This window comes from Bradyrhizobium sp. CCBAU 11357 (genome assembly GCF_028128865.1).
GTDB lineage: Bacteria > Pseudomonadota > Alphaproteobacteria > Rhizobiales > Xanthobacteraceae > Bradyrhizobium.
On the sequence record NZ_LBJW01000081.1, the window covers coordinates 1 to 22,730 of the forward strand.

Annotated in this window: 20 protein-coding genes and 4 pseudogenes; 6 read left to right on the top strand and 18 right to left on the bottom strand. The window is 61.3% G+C overall.

All coding sequences use genetic code 11. From position 1 onward, the window contains the following. The first annotated feature begins 714 nt into the window (after positions 1 to 714). The 4 genes from XI05_RS10530 to XI05_RS10545 all read left to right on the top strand — a co-directional run bounded on the left by XI05_RS10530 (position 715) and on the right by XI05_RS10545 (position 4,234). Positions 715 to 954 carry a hypothetical protein gene (locus XI05_RS10530; protein ID WP_271501179.1) on the top strand — a complete coding sequence of 80 codons (240 nt, stop codon included), beginning with the start codon at positions 715 to 717 and terminating at the stop codon, positions 952 to 954. A 64-nt stretch (positions 955 to 1,018) separates the two neighbouring features. Then, positions 1,019 to 1,204, top strand: a complete 186-nt coding sequence (locus XI05_RS10535; protein ID WP_271501182.1) for a hypothetical protein — start codon at positions 1,019 to 1,021, stop codon at positions 1,202 to 1,204. Between the two features lie 710 nt (positions 1,205 to 1,914). After that, entirely contained in the window at positions 1,915 to 2,703 is a 789-nt protein-coding gene (locus tag XI05_RS39515; protein ID WP_333939843.1) for a site-specific integrase, read from the top strand. An 880-nt stretch (positions 2,704 to 3,583) separates the two neighbouring features. After that, positions 3,584 to 4,234 (top strand): YopT-type cysteine protease domain-containing protein, encoded by a 651-nt coding sequence (locus XI05_RS10545; RefSeq protein WP_271501223.1) that lies wholly within the window; start codon positions 3,584 to 3,586, stop codon positions 4,232 to 4,234. A 779-nt stretch (positions 4,235 to 5,013) separates the two neighbouring features. On the opposite strand, the gene XI05_RS10550 is transcribed toward XI05_RS10545, so the two are convergent. The 14 genes and pseudogenes from XI05_RS10550 to XI05_RS10615 all read right to left on the bottom strand — a co-directional run bounded on the left by XI05_RS10550 (position 5,014) and on the right by XI05_RS10615 (position 18,516). Beyond that, on the bottom strand, positions 5,014 to 5,490 hold the full coding sequence (locus XI05_RS10550; RefSeq protein WP_333939842.1) for a hypothetical protein: 477 nt from the start codon (positions 5,488 to 5,490) through the stop codon (positions 5,014 to 5,016). Positions 5,491 to 5,660: 170 nt separating this feature from the next. Continuing rightward, positions 5,661 to 5,894 (bottom strand): annotated as a pseudogene (locus XI05_RS10555) (4-hydroxybenzoyl-CoA thioesterase); the annotation flags it as partial. A 441-nt stretch (positions 5,895 to 6,335) separates the two neighbouring features. After that, positions 6,336 to 7,223: a terpene synthase family protein gene (locus XI05_RS10560; RefSeq protein WP_271501185.1), complete on the bottom strand. Its 888-nt coding sequence runs from the start codon at positions 7,221 to 7,223 to the stop codon at positions 6,336 to 6,338. Further along, complete coding sequence (locus tag XI05_RS10565) at positions 7,220 to 8,767, bottom strand: hypothetical protein (protein ID WP_271501188.1); 1,548 nt, start codon at positions 8,765 to 8,767, stop codon at positions 7,220 to 7,222. The genes XI05_RS10560 and XI05_RS10565 overlap by 4 nt, the downstream gene beginning before the upstream one ends. Positions 8,768 to 8,959: 192 nt before the next feature. Then, positions 8,960 to 9,958, bottom strand: coding sequence for a polyprenyl synthetase family protein (locus tag XI05_RS10570; protein ID WP_271501226.1), 999 nt, complete (start codon positions 9,956 to 9,958; stop codon positions 8,960 to 8,962). 152 nt (positions 9,959 to 10,110) lie between these two features. Beyond that, a complete protein-coding gene (locus XI05_RS10575) occupies positions 10,111 to 11,454 on the bottom strand; it encodes a cytochrome P450 (protein ID WP_271501191.1) in 1,344 nt (447 codons plus the stop codon). Next, the gene (locus XI05_RS10580) at positions 11,454 to 12,299 is read right to left on the bottom strand and encodes an SDR family oxidoreductase (protein ID WP_271501195.1); all 846 of its coding nucleotides are present in this window, start codon (positions 12,297 to 12,299) and stop codon (positions 11,454 to 11,456) included. The genes XI05_RS10575 and XI05_RS10580 overlap by 1 nt, the downstream gene beginning before the upstream one ends. A 4-nt stretch (positions 12,300 to 12,303) precedes the next feature. Further along, positions 12,304 to 12,594: a ferredoxin gene (locus XI05_RS10585; protein WP_271501197.1), complete on the bottom strand. Its 291-nt coding sequence runs from the start codon at positions 12,592 to 12,594 to the stop codon at positions 12,304 to 12,306. Between the two features lies 1 nt (position 12,595). Beyond that, the gene (locus tag XI05_RS10590; RefSeq protein ID WP_271501228.1) at positions 12,596 to 13,885 is read right to left on the bottom strand and encodes a cytochrome P450; all 1,290 of its coding nucleotides are present in this window, start codon (positions 13,883 to 13,885) and stop codon (positions 12,596 to 12,598) included. Positions 13,886 to 13,966: 81 nt separating this feature from the next. After that, the gene (locus tag XI05_RS10595) at positions 13,967 to 15,169 is read right to left on the bottom strand and encodes a cytochrome P450 (RefSeq protein WP_271501199.1); all 1,203 of its coding nucleotides are present in this window, start codon (positions 15,167 to 15,169) and stop codon (positions 13,967 to 13,969) included. A gap of 848 nt (positions 15,170 to 16,017) precedes the next feature. Further along, positions 16,018 to 16,201 (bottom strand): annotated as a pseudogene (locus tag XI05_RS10600) (IS256 family transposase); the annotation flags it as partial. Positions 16,202 to 16,216: 15 nt separating this feature from the next. Continuing rightward, entirely contained in the window at positions 16,217 to 17,176 is a 960-nt protein-coding gene (gene panC, locus XI05_RS10605) for a pantoate--beta-alanine ligase (RefSeq protein WP_271501200.1), read from the bottom strand. 2 nt (positions 17,177 to 17,178) lie between these two features. Continuing rightward, positions 17,179 to 18,040, bottom strand: a pseudogene (panB, locus tag XI05_RS10610) (3-methyl-2-oxobutanoate hydroxymethyltransferase). Between the two features lie 22 nt (positions 18,041 to 18,062). Next, a pseudogene (locus tag XI05_RS10615) lies at positions 18,063 to 18,516 on the bottom strand (aspartate 1-decarboxylase). A gap of 364 nt (positions 18,517 to 18,880) precedes the next feature. Here XI05_RS10615 and XI05_RS10620 point away from each other — a divergent pair. Both XI05_RS10620 and XI05_RS10625 read left to right on the top strand, forming a co-directional pair. Then, on the top strand, positions 18,881 to 19,180 hold the full coding sequence (locus XI05_RS10620) for a Dabb family protein (protein WP_271501202.1): 300 nt from the start codon (positions 18,881 to 18,883) through the stop codon (positions 19,178 to 19,180). A gap of 5 nt (positions 19,181 to 19,185) precedes the next feature. Continuing rightward, a complete protein-coding gene (locus XI05_RS10625) occupies positions 19,186 to 19,704 on the top strand; it encodes a hypothetical protein (protein WP_271501204.1) in 519 nt (172 codons plus the stop codon). Here XI05_RS10625 and XI05_RS10630 read toward each other — a convergent pair. The 4 genes from XI05_RS10630 to XI05_RS10645 form a co-directional block, all read right to left on the bottom strand. Beyond that, positions 19,635 to 20,345 (bottom strand): hypothetical protein, encoded by a 711-nt coding sequence (locus tag XI05_RS10630; protein WP_271501206.1) that lies wholly within the window; start codon positions 20,343 to 20,345, stop codon positions 19,635 to 19,637. The two genes, XI05_RS10625 and XI05_RS10630, sit on opposite strands and share 70 nt — an antisense overlap. A 240-nt stretch (positions 20,346 to 20,585) precedes the next feature. Next, positions 20,586 to 21,644, bottom strand: coding sequence for a caspase family protein (locus tag XI05_RS10635; RefSeq protein WP_271501207.1), 1,059 nt, complete (start codon positions 21,642 to 21,644; stop codon positions 20,586 to 20,588). Positions 21,645 to 21,649: 5 nt separating this feature from the next. After that, positions 21,650 to 21,835, bottom strand: a complete 186-nt coding sequence (locus XI05_RS10640; protein WP_271501208.1) for a hypothetical protein — start codon at positions 21,833 to 21,835, stop codon at positions 21,650 to 21,652. 293 nt (positions 21,836 to 22,128) lie between these two features. Then, entirely contained in the window at positions 22,129 to 22,521 is a 393-nt protein-coding gene (locus XI05_RS10645) for a hypothetical protein (RefSeq protein ID WP_271501209.1), read from the bottom strand. Between the last annotated feature and the right edge of the window lie 209 nt (positions 22,522 to 22,730).

Genomic DNA, 22,730 nt, shown 5'->3' on the forward strand with positions numbered 1-22,730 from the left:
CCACAACTCTCTGAAACCGGAGCCGTCGCCTGATCAAAAGTGCGAAAGATTCTGGACAGTACCGCCTTGCGCGAAGGCCATGCGGGGATGGCTATCGGCGCCATAGATTTCAGCTTTAACGAGTTTCCACTCACGGAAGGCTATAGCCGGTGGACGCCCCAAATCTGGCTTTTGATCCACAACGCAAACCGACCACGCTGGGAACGGCTCATTCGCAAAGCATTTCAAACTCGGCCACTCGTGCCTCGACCAGTCCGTGATAGCTCCCTGGGACGGTAACATTAAAGCCCTCGGGTACGCTTTGAAGACGGACTTTGTACGCCGCATCTCTACAACAACGGAACGGTTCGCTCGCGGCCAACTTCGTCCTTGCAAAAACACTCAGCCTGATCGCTTGAGAGCGGCAGAGCGCGTGGAATTATACGAATACCTCCATTCTCTAGGATTGGAGGGCCGCCTAATCCTATTTGGTGTAGCCCGGACCAGGCAGGGATTTGAAGTCGAACTCTGACTGCATCTCTCCATTGTTCTGAAAACTGAGTGAAGTCGAGCTCTTCCTCGATCTCTCGAAACTGACTCGATCTCTGAAAACGATTTGATCTCTGAAAAGTGACTGAACTGCAATTTCTTTAGATCAACATAGCCGCAGAGCCGAAAAACACGTGTGCATGCCGTGCACGCGAGGATGCACGCTTTGCACACAGGAGAGACCAAATGCCGACACCATTCATCAAGAATATCGCGACCGTTCACGACGACGCGGAGAACGCCTCTTACGTCAGACTACGGATCCGCACGGTTAAGGGAACGAAAGACACTATCGAAGTACCGCGAGAAGGCACCTCGGAGTTCAAATCCCTGAAGAGGCAATTACTGGAAATCGGAGCAGTGCTTCCGTCGCAAGGCCAAGAATGCAGAGACTTTATCATAACGGCGGTCGAAAGGGACAGGTGACATCGATGACTACGCCGTCGAGCCAGGTTGTCGTGTGCCAAGGCTAGGTCAGAAGAAATTTGTGGTGAAGGTCAAAGACTTCAATTCTCGGTTCGAAACAGACGCCGCGCGGGATAACGCCCTTAACTGGCTCATCAAGTTAAAGCTGATCGAAACAGACTCATCATCCGGCAAGCCGAAATATCAATTCGAGTGGTCGGACGGCAAGCGTAGGCGGTCGTACACTTTTTCACTTCCGGCAGAGGCTTGAAGGCTACTTCTTCGGCTTAGTTGCCAAATGACGGAGAGGACTCTTCCTGATCGGGGCAATATCGACCGAGATGCCCCGATCAGACTGTCCACTGCTGCTACAATAGCGTTCCCCGACGGATCGATGACAGCTTCCGGATTGCGTCGCGAAGGCGCTCGCGGGCGATTGGTGATCGAGAGGATCGCGGGAAAGGATTTCACAACACTTCGGCACATCGAAAGGATGAGAGAGCTATGCCGCGTCCAAGCAAGGGAGCACGGCTGTACAAGCGGAAGCCTAGGTACCGTGGCGGAAAGCTCGTCGCTCAATCGGTATGGCTTATCAAAGACGGTAACCGCCATATCGCCACGGGATGCATTGCGAGCGCGTCTGGAACAAAACGGCCTCGAGAAGCGGAGCAGGCACTCGCGGACTACATCGCGCGCAAGTACCAACCCGAACGAAGCAGGACGAGACATAGAAGACATCGACTGCGCCGATGTACTCTCAATCTACCTGACGGACATTGGCGAGCCCGGCGAGCAACACGAGATTGAGCCGAGGATCGAACGTCTCAACGAGTATTGGGGCGGCATGATGCTGGCGCAGGTCAATGCCCAGACCTGTGCGGGATACACCAAGCATCGCGTCCGGGTGGCGCTCGCCGTGACCTTGAGACACTACGAGCTGCAATCAACCACCACGCAAAGGAAGGCTTTCACCGCGGCGTGGTGCGGGTCTCGCTCCCTCCCAAAGGTGAGGCCCGCGACCGGTGGCTAACTCGCAAAGAGGCTGCCGCGCTGCTTTGGCACTGTTGGAGGTATCGTGAGAAGCAGACGATCCACTCGGGAACGTCTAAGGGCGGCCCGGTCGCCACGAATCGAAGGCCTCTACGTCATATCGCGCGGTTTATCTTGATCGGCCTGTATACTGGCACTCGGGCAGGCGCGATCGCATCGGCGTCGCCATATGCGATAACGGGGCGCTCGTACGTGGATCTGGAGCGCGGCATTTTTTATCGTAAGGCCATTGGCAAGCGCGCGACAAAGAAGCGACAGACGCCAGCACCCATCCCGCCTCGGCTGCTCACCCACCTCCGGCGTTGGTGGAACCGTAAGCTGATCGCAGAGTGCTTTGTTGAGTTCAACGGCAAGCCGGTAGCTTCGGTGAAAAAGGGCTTTAAGACCGCCGTAGGGCTTGCCGGCCTACCGGGCAAGGTAACACCCCACACCCTGCGCCATACGGCTGCGACATGGCTCATGCAGCGGGGCGTGCCTATCTGGGAGGCGGCAGGGTTCCTGGGCATGTCACCCGAAGTCCTGCAGGACACCTATGGGCACCACCACCCAGACTTTCTGCAGGGGGCGGCCACGGCCATTGGTCAGAAGGGCCGGTATGTTTCGGTGGCTGAAACGGTGGTTGACTCGGGAAAGACCAGCGATCAGAAGGAAAAACCTAATGATTTCTGGTCGGAGTGGCAGGATTCGAACCTGCGACCCCTGCGTCCCGAACGTAAATAGCGGCCGAAAAGATCAATAAAAACAATGAAGTTCGCTCACGATTGACCACCTTTATGGCCGTTTGTCCGCGGGGTTTCGGTGGCCAATCGGTGGTCAGCTTTCGATCTGCTCCCACTGAAATCATCTCGGCCTATTTGACCAGTCGGGAGTTTGAGTCAGGGGGAGGGCTACGTACGTTCCCGCCGACAGGTTTTCCGCCGAATTTTTGGTGTCGGTGACGTAAATCCCCTCGTTGCGGGGTGCCCCTGGCCTTCTCCCCTTGTGGGAAAAGGATGAATTGGCCGAAGGCATTGAGAAGAAAGGTGCTTCCCGCCTTCGGCCTCCAGGCGATACTGTAAACCGATACTGTATTTTCCGGGAAGCGCCGATCCCTATAAAAACCCCGGATCTGGGCTCACCCTTTCGGGCGCGGATCGGAGGAGCGACCATGCGGCTCAATATCGAGCTGCCGATGCCGCTCGGCGTCTTAAGCCTCCATCATCACCGATAATCGGCATCCCGGTGGTCAGTTAGCGCCGCGCACCGAGGCATTGCCGGACAATCGAACAGCGGCGGCCGATGTCCCGCTGAGCTTTGCACGGGCGAGGGCTACCAGCCAGGGCACCATCGTGACCTCAAGTTGGGGAATATCTGGCCGTCAGTTCGTCGTCAGGTTCTTGTGAATATCACTGCGGCAGCGCCTAAGCGGCCCAAAAACTCACTCCGAAGAGGCTCAGGCCGAAAGGAAACATGAATCGCCATGGTTAATCGAATTAGTGACTCATCCACGCCCGCCATCCACACTGACGCACCGAGCCAGTTAGGAAACAGCGACAGCTTTACGGAAACGCTCGCGGATCTCGCGCTGCGGAGGAGCCCGTTGCCTGGAGTACCCGATCAAATGGGGTGCTGCGTCAGCACGCCACGTGACCCCCTATTCGCTCTCAGGACGGCCACGTTGGCTGAGGCGAATGTTGACGGCATCTGCGTTGGGCTGATTGGAGAGTGGCTCCGCAATCTGCCCAACAGCCCGAGATCCCGAATGAATGCGCTAGAACCCGAATCGAAAGCGCACCGTGCAGCGGCTGAGATGCAAGACAAGTATCAGGACATCAGGGCTCGATTGCGACGCGAGGGAGTAAACCACTCTGAGGCCAACATGCGGGCAAAAAACACGGTCTTGAGGGAGGCAACAGGCTTGGAACTAATCGGAGAAGAGTCGGTGTATAGTTTCGATAAGCCTGAGGAGCGCTTACGCATGCGGCAGCAAATAACGGCCGACGGATCAAAGCATTTGCTGAGCCTACGTTTCGCCGACGTGCAGCCTCGTCACGCAATTGCAACCTCGGCGTCGAATGGGGAGATCACGCTGTTCGATCCTAATTATGGAGAATTTACCGGTCCTTCAGAAGAATCCTGGACGAAAGAATTATTCCAACGTTTGAGCAATCGTTACAGGAGCCCCAACGGGTTGATCATATCAACAATCACCACACAGGAGATGCGTAAGCAGGGCGAGGGCGCCTCCTTGGCAAACAGCCAGAATAGCTAGCTCCGTTGTCTCAGTGGCAGGTCAGCACGCGCAAGATGACATCAAAGAGGATTAGCTTCGAGAAGCTAATTAATATGAAAAGGCCCGAAGTGGCCGCTGGTCGAGGGGCTGCCATGCGCGCCGCCGCATGTGATGATCGCGGACAAGCTCCGCTCGTACGGGCGCTGCGAGGGCGCACATGGGCTTTGACGTCGATCATCGCCCGGCACAAAGCTGTCAACGGCTTCTGTCAGTCCACGATCAGCTCGCGAACCTTTTCCGCGTCCCCTATCCCGAGCCGTCACCTTCACCAGAAACCTTACGCCGAGGTAGGAATTGTTTGTGGTCGAGCATTTTTGATTGGTCTCGCTCTCGCCGTGGTGATTGGTAACCTATGAAAAGCGACCCGGCTAAATGCCAAGACTGCAAAGCACTAGTTCCTGACGGCATTTTTCCTCACGATTGAGCATCCGATCTTCGTGGCAGTGGCACATCCGTACTGGATTTCCGATGAGAAGGGCCGCAAAACCTGGCCTGTCAATCGATATTCCGTCGAAGCTGAACGTCGGACGGACTGGTTCACCAAGGACGTCCTGAATACCACAGGACACGTGGCACTACCCTGAACACGTTGATCGGCGCGGGCTTTCAAAATCGGCGGGTCGAGGAGTTTGTCCCAACACGCGAGCAGATCCAGCAGATGCCGCAATTGGCCGAAGAACTGGAGCGGCCCATGATGCTGATTGTGTCTCCGTCCACATCGATGGCCGTAGAGCTTTGAAGCCGTCGTGATATCCGGGCTAGTCAGATCCTGCCGGGCTAGCCCCGGCACTGATGTTAGCCCCGCGCCAAGCGCTGTCTTGCTGGTCTGTCTGCGGCCATGCGGTGAAGCGAACTAAGGTCGTGATCCCAATGGCAACAGCCCCGACGACCGCGAAAACCGTGTGCCACGCGGGTGATGACATCGCCATGTGGGTAATTCCGTGCGTGGCGCTGTAACCGGCGACCGTGGCGGGCGCAACATAGAGGAGGATGATCAGGAGCCGAAGCCAAGTCCATGGCACGAAGGCGAGCGTGAGTTGGCCAATGCAAATGGTTGCACCGCCCGGCACGAGCCCTGCTGCGATGCCGCCGAACACCCCGGCGCCCGTATGGAAGGCCCAGGTGCCGATCGTCAGGCCAACGAAGAAAGACAGTGCGAAAACAGCGTGCGTGAACAGCAACCAGCAGCAAAAGCCGATGCCGACGAGGACAAGCATTGGTCCAAAGATGATCATGGTGCTGGTCTCGGTGAGATAAAAGTCTGACGGTCGCGCCTTCCATACGTGATCGGCTAGAATGGATAGTCAGTCGATGTGCGGTTGGGAGGCCGATCTGGCGGAGTTCAAAGGGCCCACCAACCGCTCGCTGATCACCATGCTCGAGATTGCCGGATATGGTGCTGCTGCACGACGGAGGAACGGGCAACGAAGGCGAAGCCTGGCGCATCGTTCCGCGTTGCCTTGAGCAGCGCCTTCTGATTGTTGCCGAGCAGGCGCAAGTAATTCGTTCTGTCACGTTCCACGAAACGCAAAAAATTTGCGTGATAAACAATCTGGCCAGGGTCGGTATCTTCAAAGTAGACACGGACCTGCATGTCGTGCCGTCCGTCTCGAGCTTTGCCGTCAAGAGAGACTGTCACAGCGCGGTTCCTCTTATTGCGCGTACAGGGACCCTTGTCTCACACAGACGCGGGTTTTCTGAGCAAGCGCCAAAATCTTGAGCCTGGCTCGAACCACCGGAAGCTGAGTCAGGGCCTGAATGCGGCAGGCGTTACGCTGCTGCCGTCAACTTCGGACGAATATATGCAAGATCTATCGTGAACGCGTATTGCGGGTATCCAACCACAGCGCGCACAAGAACGTAAGCGGAGTTCTGCTGCTGAAGCGGCATCTCTGGATTTCGCGATGAGCGATGGCAGCCCCTTTCATCGGCAATCCATAGATCAACTATCCGCTTCCCAAGGACTCTCTACCACTGCGTTTTACACGGTCAACAACGCATCGGCGACGGTGTTGCGTCGGATCGGACCGACGGCAGCGCGCGCACGCCGCCGCCTCCCGCGCGTTCAGGCCAGCGCACGTTAGCCTCCTCCCGCAGCGTCGCTGCGGTAGCGGCTGGTCGAGGTCTGGTAGTACTGCGCGCGGATGGCTGCCATGGCCTCGATCAACGGTGCCCAGGGCGCAGGAAAGCGTTCTTTCGCTATCGCCCGCTCCAGCATGCGCGTATGCCCGGCCAGCTCGTCGTTGAGGAACTCCACCACAGGCATAGCCGGATAGCGCTGCAGCAGCAGGATCGCCGCGTTGTCGGCCCCGCCGGCCGACCTGTCCATGTCGCGTCCATGCAGATCGTTCTGCAGGCGCCCTATCGCGGAGATGAGCCGCAGGACCTGGCGAAACGCCGGACGCGCGCGCAAGGTCGCCATGTCCAGCCCCCACAGCAACGACAGGCAACAGAACACGTTCGCGTAGGCGATCGAATCGATGCCGTTGTGCAGGTATTCGGCGTAGGACCAGCGTCCCGCCCCTGCCGCCTGCGCGTGTCCGGCGCGCAGCGCCGCGCAGTAGCGCCGGGTATCGTCGAGAAGCTGAGCATAGTCGCGACGATCGTAGGCGAGCGCGGCCAGCGAAGCGCGCAGCACAGCGCAGCCCTCGAATCCGGGGAGCGCGCACGGCACGCCCTGCCCCAGTGCCTGCTCCACCGCCGCGAGCTGCTCCGGCGCGATCAGGCCAAGGTCGTTGCAATCGTCGAGCCAGAACAGCAGCGCCAGTTCGCGATAGAACGCCACGGTCAGCGTTTCGTCCTGCGGATCGCGTCCGGTGCGGGCGCTGATGTCGTGCAGGCTCGGGTGGATGCGCTGCAGGATGTACTGGCCGCCCCTGACCGCTTCCACGGCGTGCTCATCGGCGAACCCGGTCAGGGAACGCCCCCACTCCAGCACCTGCTGCAGCGCTCGTTCGGTCTGAATCATGGCGCCGCTCCTGTTCCCTCGGTCAGGACGCGGCGCCCCCAACCAAGCGCCAGCCACAACCCGGCGAGTTCGGCCACGCGCACGACCCGGGTGGGGCAATAGAGTTCCTTGCCGATCCACAGCGGAGTCTGCGGCAATGCGTGCGCCGCATGGCGGGCGAGCATCCACTCCAGCGCACGTGCCACCGCCTGCGCAATGCACTGCCGCCCTGTCGGCTCTTCACTCCCGTCCATCACGTGCAAGGCGAACAGCGCATAGGCAGTTTCCTCGAATGTGGACGCGCGACCGGCGCCCCAGCCGCCGTCGTCGCGCTGCGCCTGCAGCAGCGCCGCCAGCGCGCGCTCGTCGCGCCACCGGGGCTTGCCTTGCGCCAGCGCTGCGACCGCATGCGCAGTGGGATACAGCCATGAAACGTGCCATTTTTCGTTGTCCCACAGACCGTGCGGGTTGCGATTGGCCTCGACGTAGGCGCTGGTGCCGACGGCGGGCTTTCCCAACAGTCGCAACGCATGCAGGGCATGGATGTTGGTCGACACCGAGGCATTGCGCTCGCCGGGGAAGGTGACGAACAGCTCGCCGATTTCGAAATGGCGCAACGCATCGACCGCCCGGTCGCGGCCTGCAAGGCGCAGGACGCACAACGCAACGGCGGTGTCGTCCGCATCTGCCGCGAAGTGCACGGCCGGACCCAGACCGCGCACGCCAAGGCGGGCGTCGAGCTGCGCGACGATCACGCGCACCGCTCGGGCGAGCGCGGGATGCGCAAACAGGCCGGCCAGATGCAAGGTGTACAGCGACCAGCATGGCTCGAACACATTGATCGGCCAGACGTTGGGAACGACACCTTCGATGCCGCTGCGCGTCGCTCGCGATGCTGCCTGCAGATACGCGTCGGCGCGCCCGACCTGCTGCGTGCTCCCCTGTGTCACGGCGTGCGCACGCCACGCGGCGGTGGCTGCCGGACTGATGCCGATGCTGCCGTCATCATCAGGCCATGCGGTGGTGGGCGACGTCCCCCAGGCTTCCCAGGAGTGCAGCAACGGATGGCCGCTCGGCAACGTCGCCACGGCTCCCAGCTTGACCCGCGCTTGCCGCAACGGCAACAGCGCCGGGTGGCGCGGAAACGCCTCGCCGCCCGGCAGGGATGCGGCCTCGTCGCAAAACCGCGGCAGGATCAGCTCCGCGCCGATCGGCGCGTCGTCCGGCACCGCATGCGCATAGGGATCGGGCTGGCGCTGGAGGAACCGCGTTGCAGCCTGGACAGCGTCGGCAGCGCCGGGAAGAGCGTCGACACGCTGCAATGCCAGCAACGCCGCCCACGTCGGCGCATGACGGAACAGCGGGAAGTCCGCGCTTCCCCATCCGCCATCGGCCTGTTGCTGCGCGATGAGCCACGCGTATGCGTCCTGCCGACCGGTGACGTTGCCGTGGAACTGCAGAGCTCGCGCCGTGTCGTAGACGGATGGACCGACGCTGCCGCCATCGCGCATCTCGCTCAGCAGGTGGCGCAATTCGGAAAGGATCTGTTCAGCCAGCGCGTTCACGCGGGATGTTCCTTCTGCAGACGTTTGACGGGAACCAGATCGGGCAGACGCGGCGCACGTCGCCGCAGGCCCGTCGCGGCAGTGCTGGGCACCGCTGCGATCGGCGCCGCGGACTCGGACACAGTGCAGCATGCACCGCTGCCGCCGGCCGATCGCAGCGGCACAGGGGCGACTCCATGCGGACGGGCGCGCTCATGCGCATGGCGCGTGCTTGAACAGATACGCGTTGGCTCGCTGCAGGATCTGCGCCAACCGTTCCGCACGCGGCCCCAACGGGGCGACGGCCTCCCCGGCGTCGCGCAACAGATCCGGCACGAACTGGCGCGCTGCCTCCAGCCCCATGATCGACGCGCAGGTCGGCTTCCGCGCCGCCGCGTCCTTGCCGGGGGTCTTGCCCAGCGTCGCGGTATCCGCTGTCGCGTCGAGAATGTCGTCGATCACCTGCAACGCCAGGCCGAAACAGGCGCTGTAGCGATCGAGCGCACAGTACAGCGCAGCGTGCGCGGCATCCTCCGAGATGGCGCATAGCGCGCCCATGCGAACGGATGCGCGCACTAGCGCTCCACACTTCATCCGGTGCATCACCAAGATCCTGTCCAGCTCGACGTGCTTTCCACCCAGCGACAGATCCATGGCCTGCCCGCCCGCGGCACCCTCGGCGGACACCGCCTGCGCCAGTTCGCGCACGAGCGCGATGCGGTTGTCGCCCGGTGCATCCAGGCTCGCCAGGGTCAGGAAGGCGTGCGCCTGCAGCGCATCGCCGACCAGGATCGCGGTGGCTTCGCCGAACTTGACGTGCACGGTCGGAAGGCCGCGGCGAAGCACGTCGTCGTCCATCGCGGGCAGATCGTCGTGGACCAACGTACAGGCGTGCATCATCTCGATGGCGGCACCGACGTCGTCGAGCATGTGCGCCGGCGCGTCGGCCAGTGCGCCAGCAGCCAAACAGAGCAAGGCGCGGGTGCGCTTGCCGCCATGCAAGGTGGCGTAGCGCATCGCCGCCATCAGCTCGGTCTCACCGTCGTCTTCGGCGCAGAGAAGACGCGCCAACGCCTGTTCGACCCGCTTTGCGCCGTCCTGCATCCAGATCTCGGGCAGCAGCCTGCCGGATGCGCCGCGCGCCTGCGCGCCCAATCCGCCGTTGGCGGAAACGCCAGCTCGGTCGTCGTGTGGCGTGTAACCGGTCTGCATGTTGTTCATGTCCTTGTACCTGCCAGGAGACGCCCACGGCGAGCGGCGAGCCGCCGCGGTGTTGCGGGCCTCGCACCGAGCGCGCGCCGAGTGCAGCAATGCCGCGCGTCGCCGGCACCGCTGCCTCACCACAGGGGGCATGCGATGCCAGCTCATGAGAATCCGATGCGGATAGTCATGGACGGATGTGCGGTCGGGTAATAGCGCCGGCCTTTTTCGACGCCGCTCAGCAACCGCGGTCGCACCCCGGCCTCGTGCATGGTCAGCGCCAAGGCAATACAGAACTGCACCAGTTCCAGCCATGCCAGGTGGTAGCCCATGCAGACGTGTGGGCCAGTACCGAACTGCAGCATGTCCACCGGCCGGATGGGCTCGGTGCGTTGCAGCCACCGCGTCAGCCGAAACTGATCAGGCGCCTCGTGCAGCAGTGCCGAGGTCGAGAAATGTAGCAGCGGGATGCACAGATCGGTGCCCGCAGGAATGCGCCGTTGGCCGAGTTGCAATTCACGCACTGCGCGACGGACTAGGAGCGGCGTCGGCGGATGCACGCGCAGCGTCTCGCGAAACAGCGCCTCGGCGACCGGACACTGCACCAGGTCCGCGTGCCGGGTCGGCACCGCGCCTACGCGTTGCGCCTCCTCGACCAGGGCGTCCCACAACCCAGGCTGCCGCGCTAGCTCGATCACCATCCAAGCCATCGTCGAGGCGGTAGTGTCGTGACCACCAAGCAGCAGCAAGCGGATATTGGCGACCAGAACGTCATCGGAAAGCGCATCGTCGCTGCGATCGAAGGCGCTCACCATGTCGTTGATCAACCCGGTGCGCGAGGCATGTTCGCGCGCGGCGCGGACGAACTCGCGCAACCGCGCATCGATCCAGTTGCGGGAGGCACGGCCGCGCCGCAAGGGCAGTCCGGGCAGGTCGACCGGGGGCGCGACGATCAACTGCAGCAGTTGCCGGTACTTGCAATGCCATGCCGGCAGGTCCTGCGCGGGGATTCCCATGAGACTGAAGATGAGCTTGAGCATCAGATCGCCGCTTTCGCGCAGGATGGTGACGTCGCCCTGGTCGCGCCACCTCTGCACGCGCGCCCGGATGACAGGCGCGAACAGCGCGCCGATGCCGGCCTGTGTCAGCCCCTTGGGCAGAAGCGCCGCCTGGATCGCATCGCGCGCCTGCCGGTGCGCGATGCCGTCCTGGGCGACCAACGTTCCGCCAAACAATTCGGGCGCGATGTCTTCGATCAGCGCCGAGGACACGTCCTTGTGCCGGAGCAGTGCGAGAGCATCCGGATCCATGCAGGTCATCAGGTGGCCGACAGGGCCAAAATCCAGCCAGAACTGGCTACCCAGCGTCCGTTCCGCGCGCCGCAGCAGGCGCGGCAGGTCTCTGGCGATGGCGGGAAGATGCCCGACCAGCGGGAAAGCGCCGGGCACGACCGGGATGTCGTGCCGCAGCCGATGCCGACGGTTCAGCAGGTTGAGCAGCATGTCCATCAGCAGCGCGGCGCCGCGTCTGCTTCGGCGGTCTCGCCGGCAGGCCGCGCCGCGCGGCTGTTGCCACCGTCGGCGTATGTCGGCACATGCGCCAGCATGCCGCCATCGATGCACACGACCTGGCCGGTGATGAACGCAGCATCGTCGGAGAGCAGGAACGCCACCAGCGCGGCCACGTCCTCGGGGCGGCCGACGCGCGGCAGGAGCTGGTGGCGCCGCAGATGCCGTTGCATGCACGCGTCCAGCTTGGCGAGGAGTCGCTCGGTCATGATGAGACCCGGCGCAACCGCATTGCAGCGGATCTGCGCATGACCGTACTGGGTGGCGAGTGAGGCCGACAGCATGTTCATCGCCGCCTTCGACGCGGCGTAGGATGTCAGCGCGGTGTCACCGCTGAGCCCCTGGCACGACGACATGTTGACGATCGCGCCACCGCCGCGGGCGATCATCCGGGGGATGGCCTGCCGGCAGCAGAGCAGCGTGCCACGCAGATTGGTCGCCATGGTCTGATCCCAGACCGCTAGATCCAGCTCGAGGATCGCGCGGTCGCGCGGGGTCAGATGCATCGCGCTCGCGTTGTTCACCAGCAGGTCGACCCCACCGAAGTGCCGCTCCGCCGTCCCGAACAGCGCTGTCACCGTCTGCGCATCGGCGATGTCGATCGCCAGGGCGAGCGCGTGGCCCGCTTCGGCCGCGATCTGCGCGGTGCAGGCGATAGCCGCCGAGCCATCAATGTCGGCCACCACCACTTTGCCGCCCTCGCGCGCGATGGCGAGGGCGCATGCCTTGCCGATGCCGGCGCCGGCGCCGGTCACCACGGCCACTTTGTCTTCAAACCGTCCCATCATGTCATCCTAGATTGTGCTGGTCTTTCGCGGCATGTCGCTCGGCCTCCGCTGGAGAAGGCGCAGGGTCGGCGCTGGCGCGCTCGCCATGGCCAGCGTGGCTTTCGATGACCCGAATGGCGGCGACCGGGCACTGGCTGGCCGCGAGCCGCACGGCGGCGTGCAGCGCCTGCGGGACGGTCGCCACGCACACTTCGGCCACGCCGTCCGGTTCGCGCTGGCGAAAGGTGCCCGGCAGCGTCAGCACGCACTGCCCGCTGGTTCCGCACAGATCCTGGTCGACCGTGACGCGCATCTCAGCTTCCCTGCGCATGCAGCCGCACCGGCAGCGCACGGAACGTCCGAAGGAACGCCGAGGGCTCACGGGTCGGCTGCTCGGCCAATGCCAGCGTGGGGAAGCGGGCCTGGATCCGCGGCAGGCTCTCGGCCAGCTGCACCCGGGCCAGTTGCGCACCGAGGCAGAAGTGAATGCCGTGGCCGAAGCTCAGCATGATCTTCCCGTCGGTCGACATGCCTGGACTGGTGCCGTAGAACCGCGCGGGATCGAAGCGATCGGGATCGGCGAAGGCGTCCGGGTCGCGATTGCCGGACGCGATCAGCACGCGCACGTCCGCGCTCTTCGGGATCACCACGCCGCCCAGTTCGATGTCGCGCTGGGCGATACGCGGAATGGAGCTGAACATCGCGGGCGCGTCGCATCGCAGGACTTCTTCGACGAATGCCTTCACCCCCGCGGCGTCTGCCTGCAGCCAGTGCCGCTGTTCGGAATACGCCAGCATCGCCAGGACCGCATGGTCGATGGTCGCAGCAGTGGTGGCGAAGCCGCCCAGCAGCATGCCCCACAACATGCTGATCAACTCGGCATCCGACAGCGTGTCGGCATCATCATCATGTGCGCCGACCAGCATCGACACGATGTCGTGGCGGGGATCGGTGCGCTTGCGCTGTATGAGGCAGCTGAAGTAGGCCTGCACTCTGGCACTGGCCGCGTCCGCCGCGGCGAGTTGGGGATCGCTGGCGTGCGGGCTCAGGCCTTCCAGAATGCCGCCGATGCCGGCGGCGAGCCCGAAAATGTCGTCCTGGGGCATGCCAAACAGTTCGGCGAAGACCAACATGGGCAAGGTCAGCGCGAATTCCCGATGCAGGTCCACCGCCTCCCCGCGCTCCAGCGCGGGCGCCATGCCGTCCAGTCGCGCAGCGACGATGCGCGCTATGCTCGGCCGCAGGTTGTCGATCTGGCGCATGGTGAAATCGCGCGAGATCAGCCGGCGCAGACGCGTATGCGTCGGTGGGTCCTTCATCGCAAGCGTGGACGCCAGCAGATTGAGCGACAGGCTTCTCGCCGCACGCGGGAAATAGCGCGCCAGTTCGCCAGGCGCCGGCCCCCGAAAGGCATCGCCCGTGGCCTTGAACGCCCAGGAGATATCGGCGTGGCGGCTCAACAGAAAGAGGCCCGACGCTGCGCGATGCACCGGATCGTGCTCGCGCAACCACCGCATGAACGGATATGGGTCGTGGATGCAGGTTGGCGACGCCAGTTCGGCGAAGGCGTCCCGGCATGGCGCCGTGGTTTCTTGCACGTTGATGGTTACCTGTTGGCTGGCTGATCTGACCGGCGCGCGCCAGGCGCGCCGGCAGTTGCGGAGAAGATCGAGATCCGCGGCGCATCACCAGAGCACCGGGAACTCCTCGAACCCACCAGTGATGATCTCCTTGCGCAACTTCAGCTCTTCGGGCGCTACGGCTAAGCGCAGCTTGGGAAAGCGCTGGAAGATCGAACCGAACACCACCTTGAGTTCCAGCCTGGCCAGCGCCGCGCCGATGCAGGAGTGCGACCCGGAAGAGAACGCCAGGTGCGGCTCTCTCTCGCGTCCGATGTCGAAGATTTCCGGGTCGACGAAATGGCGCGTATCGAACGATGTCGCCGGCAGGCCGACCAGCACCTTGCTTTCCGGGGGAATATGCACGCCGGCGATGGTCACGTCGGTCCTCGGATAGCGCATGATGCCGTCCCAGCCCGCGCCCGGCGGGTACATACGCAGGATCTCCTCCACCGCCTTGTCGACCAGGGCTGGATCGCGGACCAGGCGTTCGCGCTGTAGCGGATGGCGGAACATGGCCAGCAGGCCGAATTCGATCTGCGCGACGGTGCTCTCGTGGCCCGCCACCAGCATGCCCGCCGCCAGGCCGATCGCCTCTTCCTCGGTCGCCTTGCCCTGGTCAACCGCCGCGAGCAGATCCGTTAGCAGATTGTCGCCCGGATCCTGGCGCTTGTCCCGCAACTTACCGCGAATGTAGGCGCGCAGTTCTTCCCAAGCCAGGCGCGACGCGCTGCGCGGGCCGCTTTCATGCTGGTGCGTCATCACCTCGTCGGACAGCCCGGCGAAAAAGGCGTGATCCTCGTAGAGCACGCCCATCAGCGCGCTGATGACCATGGCCGGAAGGGGAAATGAGAGGTGGCGCCGCAGGTCGGCGGGCTGGGGCTGGGCCGCCAACGTCTCGAACAACCGCGCGGCGATCGCCTCGACCTGCTGGGCGAGCAACTTCACCCTGTGGTTGCTGAAGGGCGGCGCCACGATCGTGTGTAACCGGGCATGTTCGCCCCCCTCGTGCGAGACCAGCCAGCCCGGCGAACCGAGAATCACCGAATCTGGGGTGAATGCCGCCGGCGGCATTCCCGCGGGCCGGAACGCCGCGTCACACAGCACCGTCTTGGCCTCGTCGTAGCCTGTCACCCACCAGCCTTCGTGTCCGGACGGGAAGCGCACGCGGTGGATCGGACCCTTAGCGCATAGCACCAACATCTCGGGCGAGGGCTCGATGTGATCGACGCGCCACATCGGAAGCGTCGGCAAGGGTTGCTCGGACATGGTGGCACTTCACTCTCTGAGCGATGGAAGGGCGGAAGGTGGCCGGCGGGCGCTGCGGGCAGCGAATGACGTAAAACGGCATGTAGACGACGTCCTCCGCGGCGATGATCAGCGCTAGATCCTCCAGTCGCACGAACAGTGCGGGGAAGGCGCATCGCAATTGCAGGCGGGCCAGCGCAGCGCCCAAGCAGAAACGCGGCCCGTGGCCAATCGACAGGTGCGGGTTGTGCCGGGTGACATCGAACTTGTCGGCATCGCTATGAATCGACTGACCGCAGGGATTGGTGAAGGAGGTTCGACCGTAACCTGTCCGCCTATATAGCCCCCCGGACCAATCCCGCACCGCCGGTGGCAGTTTCACTCCTGGCTCAAGGTTCGCCGTTTTGGTTGCGCCGCTCGCGACGGGCGCAATTGTTGCGGCTCCCAAAAGAAGCATTCTAGACCGCATCCAACACTTGCCTGCATTTTCTCAGTCAGCAACCGAGCGCCAAGTCACTGCCACAGCAAACCGTCGGAGGGGACCAGACGCGAACGCGGCGGTCGGCCCCCGAAGACCATCGCAGTGCGATTGGCGACGATGCCGTGAACAGAGCAAATCGCGTGCCGAAGTGAATTCGCAGGCTCAGCAGACACTTCGTAGCGGCGCGTAGTGTCAGGTTTCTGGCATTGAGTCTTAATGTCGACAACCGGCCCAGCAAGTGCCCGACAAAGGCCTGCTCTCGCGCTGAGCATGCGGCAGCCCTTGCGCGAATTTCAAGCATGCGGATTGGCTGCAGCAGGTGTGGTTCGTCGGAAGCCACTCCGATGTCGGCGCTAGTTATTACGGAAAACGAAGCCCACCTCTCCTAGCGGTAGCGGTAGCGGTTGCGCTGCGCCAGCCGCTCGGGATCCTTCTGGCCGTAGGCCGCTCCGGTCTGGCCTTGCACTTGCAGCTCCATCAGTAACTGGGCGGCAAGCCGATCATCTCCCGCCGCAGATCCGCATCAGGGGTCTTCTCCACGAGCGTCCGAGGTTCATCATCTCGTCGGTCATCGGTAGTTCCTCGAATCAGGTTGGTGTCAACAACCCGACCCTACCGGCGAATCGCCGGACCATCGGCCAGCGCGGACCTTTGGTCCCTTCGCCGGACGCCGAGCGGTTCCAGGCCTTCTTGGGAAGGCTCTGCGTGATCGCGGAGGCGGTGCCGGCGACAGGCTGCTGCTTGCCCCAGGAGGCCGCCACGCACAGCGCCGCGGGCCGGTGCAGCGGACTTTCGGCGGGCTTGAGCGTGTCGCAATCGAAAAGCTCAAGGTATTGCAGCCCAACCACTGCTTCCAAATGCCACTTGGCGATTGCCACAAGTTCTTTCGCGCTGCGCTCTCCTGACCGAAACGCATCCGCTGCGGCGAATAGACCACGACTGATGGCTAGAGCCCACCGACGTTCGTCGTCATTGAGATACCGATTGCGACTGCTCATCGCGAGTCCATCCGGTTCTCGAACTGTAGGCACGGTGACGATTTCAATCGGGAGATCCAGATCGATGGCCATCCGACGCACGACCGCGCATTGCTGAAAATCCTTCTGCCCAAAGAACGCGACGTCGGGCTGTACCATGTTGAACAACTTGCATACGACCGTCGCGACCCCGCGAAAATGTCCGCGCCTGAGAGCTCCGCAGAGCGGTTTCGCGAGCTCGCCCGGTTCTACGAAGGTCTCGAATTGAGCCGGATAGACCTCCTGCGCGGCGGGCGCGAAGACGACCGCAACACCGGCATCGCGACAAAGTTTTTCATCGCGCTGGAAGTCGCGTGGATACGTGCTGAGATCTTCGTTTGGCCCGAACTGAGTTGGGTTGACGAAGATGCTGACCACGGTGATGTCGCATTGCGCCCGACTGGCCTCGATCAGCGCCAGGCGGCCGTCGTGCAGATAGCCCATTGTCGGTACAAATCCGACACGTTTGTTGGCTCTGCGGGCCTCCGCGAGAGCGCGGCGGAGCTCGGCGAGTGTCGTGATTGTTTGCATTTTTACGCTTCACATCGGGTTTGGTTGGAAGGTGTCCAGTTTGCGATCGTCTCACCTATGCCTTCGGGAAGCCGATAGGACTCTTGCGGTGCTGGGAATGTACCGTTGCGGACATCGGCAACCCAACGCGACAGCGCCTCCTGCAACACCCGAAAGCCGTCGGCGTAGGTACGAACGAATTTTGGGACGTGGCCTTCAATCAAGCCAAGCACGTCGTGGAACACCAAAACCTGCCCCGAACAACCAGGACCTGCGCCAATCCCGATGGTAGGTATGGTCAGCGTTTCCGTCGCTCGCGCAGCGAGATCGGCCGGGATGCCTTCCAGGACAAGGGCGAAGCAGCCGGCCTCCTGGAGGCGATGGGCGTCATCGGCCTTGCGCCCCTGCACTTTGAATCCACCCATGACATTGACGCTCTGCGGGGTCAGGCCCAGATGACCCATGACAGGAATCTCGCACTCGACCAGAGCACGTATCATTTCGACGCGTTTGGATCCGCCCTCGAGCTTTACGGCGTCAGCGCCACGCTGCAAGAAGCCACCGGCGTTGCGTATCGTGTCCTCTGGACTGAGGTGAAAGCTCAGAAATGGCATATCGGCCACGAGCAAGGCTCGTGGTTTCACACGCGCAACCGCCTCGAGATGGTGATTCATCATCGCGATGCTGACCGGCAGCGTATTGTCGAATCCGAGGCAGACGTTGCCAACGCTGTCGCCGAAGGATCATATCCACGATCGGATCCGCAATGCGTGCGGTGATCGCATCATAGGCGGTGGTCATCACGAGCCGCCGCTCCTCATCGTTCCGCTGTTGCAGTCTAGGAAGGGTGACTCGCTCGCCCACGGCTTCTGAGGTGTGGCTCATTCTCTTATCTCGTCGGCCGGCTTTAGTTCGATTCGGCGGATCGAAATGGTATAGGTTTCACGTCGCCCGCCTCACCTAGTATCTCGAAGCAGTAACGCCCGGCACCATCGCCAGTGACTGAGTAGGTCATGCGATCGGAAATGTGAATGTCGCGATCGAACGTAAGGATTCTTGGTTTTAGCCGAGCAATTTCCCTCTGCTCCACGTAGGTCGAACTTCAGACGATGATTTGATGACCTACCTGGCAGGTGCGCGCGGCAGCGCCGTTGAGAACACAAGAACGCGAGCCCGGCGCTCCGAAGATTAGAGGTCGAAATTCTCGCTGCGGAGTTCTTGTTCCAGATCTCCACGAATTCCATCGGCAGAATCCCTGCATCATGGCACTGATCCGGATCGAGCGTGATCGAGCCCTGATAGTGAAGATTGGCCTCCGTAACGTGGATACCATGCAGCTTTGCGGCCAGCACTTTTCTCATCTGAAGGGTCCGTTGAGCCTGGCTCGCATCACAAAAGCCGACGCCCTCCTATGGAGCACGAGATAAACCTGTCAACTAAGAGGGAGAAAAAGAAAAATCCCTCTAAAACGCAGGGGTCGGACGCGCAAGAACGTCCAATGTTCGAGCGATCATCGCGCAAGAACTTCCTACCCACTCGTCATGGAAGGCGGAGTCGCCGCAAGCTGAGCACCGACGTTTCGACTGCATCAAGCTTCCCGCATGGTCAACCGAGGCCTCCAGATCTTGTCAGATCCATGCCGTCCGCCTCGTGGTTAAGAGTAGACAGCCATTTCGAAGCCCGTATAGATCGCTGGTCAACATTCGTCGGGCAGCCGGAGCCGCCATGATTCGTCACATCGTCTTCTTCACCGCAAACAGCGAAGCCCATATCGACGAGATCGTCGACGGCTTGTCGGTTCTCACCAGAATCCCGCATGCGCGCCGGCTCGAGATCGCCCGTAACCGCAAAACTGACCAACTCGGGAACGACATCGACATCGTGGTTTATAGTGAATTCGACAATGAGGCTCGGCTCGCAGCTTACAAAGCGCACGAGCTGTACCAAGAAGCGATCAGGCGGGTGCGACCACTAAGGGAACTGCGCTTCGCGGCTGACTATAGTTTGGCTGATGTCGCCTCGTAAGTCCGATGCACGTCACAGAGCTGTCCTGGATCGAGCCGACCACGGCGATGCGATGTCTCGCGGATCGACCATACCTCACGTTTTTGGATAGCGCGGCAAACGACGCTCTGCTCGGGCGCTATTCCTACCTCGCTTGCGATCCATTCTGCACCTACGTAGTCACGGACGGACGAGCGAGCTGCGACGGCGAGACCCTCGACGGCGATCCATGGGACGCTCTCCGCGCGCTCCTTTCCAATTACCGGCAATCTCATCGCCGTGACCTCCCACCGTTTCAAGGCGGTGTGGCCGGTTTCTTTTCCTACGATCTGAATACGACGCTCGAACGGCTGCCATCTCCTGCGGTACAAGGCCAAGGATTGACTAGACGCCGGCGATGCAATGAATGCCAACGCACAGAATGCGGCCCAGGCACCTGCCGCGAAGCTGACCAACTTCATAAAAAAGATCCAAACTACGACGGCAGAAAGAACTCCCGAAGAATCGCAGCAGCCTCAATGAGCGGCAGATTGCTGATTTCTTGATAGAGCACGATGGTCAAGTCACAGTAACGGGCTTGATCAGAAGTGCTGACTTTGCCCGTCAAAAGCTGGAGGTCTTTGGCTGAGTAGCCCCTGGAGTTGAGGCGCGCGCCAATTTTTGACCAAGCGCCTTCGTTATTTCGTGAACCGGACTGGGCTCGATCTGGGGCAATAATCCGGGCGTTCAAATCCAGCTCACGCTCAGTGAGTTCCTTGGGAATAAGATGAATGACGTTCTGATCGCCAACGCCTGAAGCGAATCGGTAGCAAGCGGCTTTGTCTTGAATCTGGAGCGCGCGATATTGGTCAACGACAAGACGTCCGAACTCAACCAAAGCAGCATCATCAGCATATGGCAGCCGCGCCCTAACGAGGTTATTCAGCTTGCTTCGTGCCTCCGCAACCACTTGGGCCTGCGGCGCCCCCTTGGTCGTCCCATCTGTAAACGTGTCGAGTATCTCGCTATACGTCTTCGGATATTTATTCTTCATCACTCTGTAGACCAGAGCAGTCTTTTGAAGTGCCCTATCCCAATCTCCGCGCGACAGCGTTCCTCCACCGCCAGCTATGGCGTACTCCTCACCATTTGTGATCCTCGTTACGACTCCTGCTGATACCAAATCAGAATCTGACGGTCGCCACATGTCAGCATTCTTGGTCGCTAAAGCTCGATCAACAAATGCAACGCTTATGCCGGCTGTTGCGTAGATTGACCGCTCTAAACTTCCATCAACCTGATCTTCTCCAGCGAACGCTCCTCGGTGGATTCCAATCGCGCCCCTGCTTCAGGACCCGCTCTCGACCGGCAACGAAAGCCAAAGTGCAAGCAGACAAGCATTTTACGTCGACATAGGTATCAAGACCTCTGGATTTGATCAGAGAATTTAACTTTTAGCCTTCGCGAATACGACCACCAACGCTGTCCAAGTGGACGACGCGTAGCGTGACTGGGTGTCTGGCACGAGCATGGAAGCGTCGAGACCGGTCCGCGTGCGTAACGTGGGCAGATAGCGAAACGCCGGCTCTAGCCAACGTGTGCCGTTGCGTAGAACTATCTCGCCGTTTCGGTCGATTTCCGCGTAATAAACGAGAACATAGATCAGCGAGAGACTAGCCAGCACGGAAATGACGGCAGCAGTCGCAATCTGCCTAATGCGACGAAGCGCTGTTCCCAGCGCGGTGCGCTGTTGAATGCGGCGTGCTAGCCGCGTAGTGGGCAGTGTCATCGCCGAACTCGATACGCCGCCTTTCACCGGCTCCTGTTCGGCACCCTTGTGCTCCAGTACATAGAGAGGCACCTGGTCGCACAAGAAAGGAAACAACTCCGCGTCGACCTGGACACGGTCAGGATCGATGGTCGGACGTAACGCGTTACCCGAGTTCAGCATGTCGATTAGATGGGCAGTGAATACGCCGTGCTTTACCTGGTCGTCTTCCCACGTAAGCTGGTTCGCACGGGATGAACCGATGAAAATCCGGCATTCGCTGCCTTCAAGGCCCTTGAAGAAGCGCATCTCTGTAACGACCGCCTCAGCGAAGCAGCAGTCCAAAATGAGCGCAGTTCGTTTCGCGTTTACTTGCGAGAGTAATCGATCGAGCTCGCTTGCCGTCGCAAGCGACAATTCAGATCCGGTTCCCGGCTGGAGAATGAACCCCGGCTTCAGCGTTGATGTCGTTCCGTGCCCCGATAGGTAGACTAGGAAGAGCTCGTAAGGGCCGTTTGCAGCGATCTCCGCGAACGCCTTGCGTAGTGCTTCTAAGTCGGACTTCGCCTCTTCGATGAGACACACTTCGGCATCGTTCGTGCTGGGCCAACAAGTGCGGAGGTACCGCACGAAAGCCTCGGCATCATCGACGGCGTATTCAAGGGGTGGCGCAGTATCAACGGCTGCGGTGTAACGGTAGGTTGATATTCCCAACACGACCGCGCCGAGTGAGCGCATTGTTCTCACCAAGTGAAGAAACGGTGAACGGTCGCCTGCGGCGTTGCAATGATATTCTTTGAACCATCGGTTTGGGGAAGGCTCGTAGCGAGCTTCTGCAGAATGATTGGCGTCGAGATTCCAACGTGCAGTGCGATGATCGCTTCCGCGCGCTGCCCGAAATAGATCCAGGTAATGAATCCGCCGATCATCGCCAGAGTGATGATCCAATAGCGGGGGCCTTTGCGTATTCGGGTAGTTGCTTATCCTCTCTGAGATTCCACCAATGAAGAAGCTCGGCCAAAATTCCCCCGGCCAAACCGACGCCGACGACCCCCGTAGCGCCTTCGATCACCATCGTACTCTCCTTGTGAGGGCTCAAATCCGGGTGCAAGTGAACATCGATCGGACCATCGCTGAAGTATGCAGCGCGACTTCTGCGAAAGCCGAAAGCTCTGCATGGCTCACCGCCCTTTAAAACAAAGGCGGCGATGATCTCCTTTAGCTAAGATGTAATCGCCTTGGCATCCCTCAGCTTTTGCCGCGCCTCGTCGGGTGCCTCCCGCACTGCTAGAAATACTCTGCCTCCGAAATCGAGGATCGACTTGGCCTGCTCGTGGTAGATCTCCGGATTGCTTTCCGAGACCTGCCGAATCCGTTCGGAACTGACGACAATTTTTACCTTGACGTCTGGAGCTGTGAACTCGGTCAAGCGCACTTTCGCGGCTTGAAATTTGTCGACTAAGTCACTGACCTTCTCAGCCGAGTAGATACGATCCCCTACTAGGCGGAGCATGGTCGCCCCTTTCCACTCGCTATCAAATGCTTTCCTAAGCCAAAGCAGTTCGGTCTCACCAACCTCCTGCACGCCACCTCCGGGCAAATTGACGATCAGCATTTCGCTTCCTCCAATCACAACATCAGATCAATTAGTCGTAACTGCAACACGCACCGGACATCCCACCTTCGTCGATCCATCGAAGATAAAGACTGCCGCCACCCCATTTGCCTTTGCCTCGCCCGTCGAATGAGTTGTACAAGCCAAGAAAACGACGCACTCTGAAATCATCGGGCGGACAAGACGGTTAGCGCCGCAACGGTGATGGC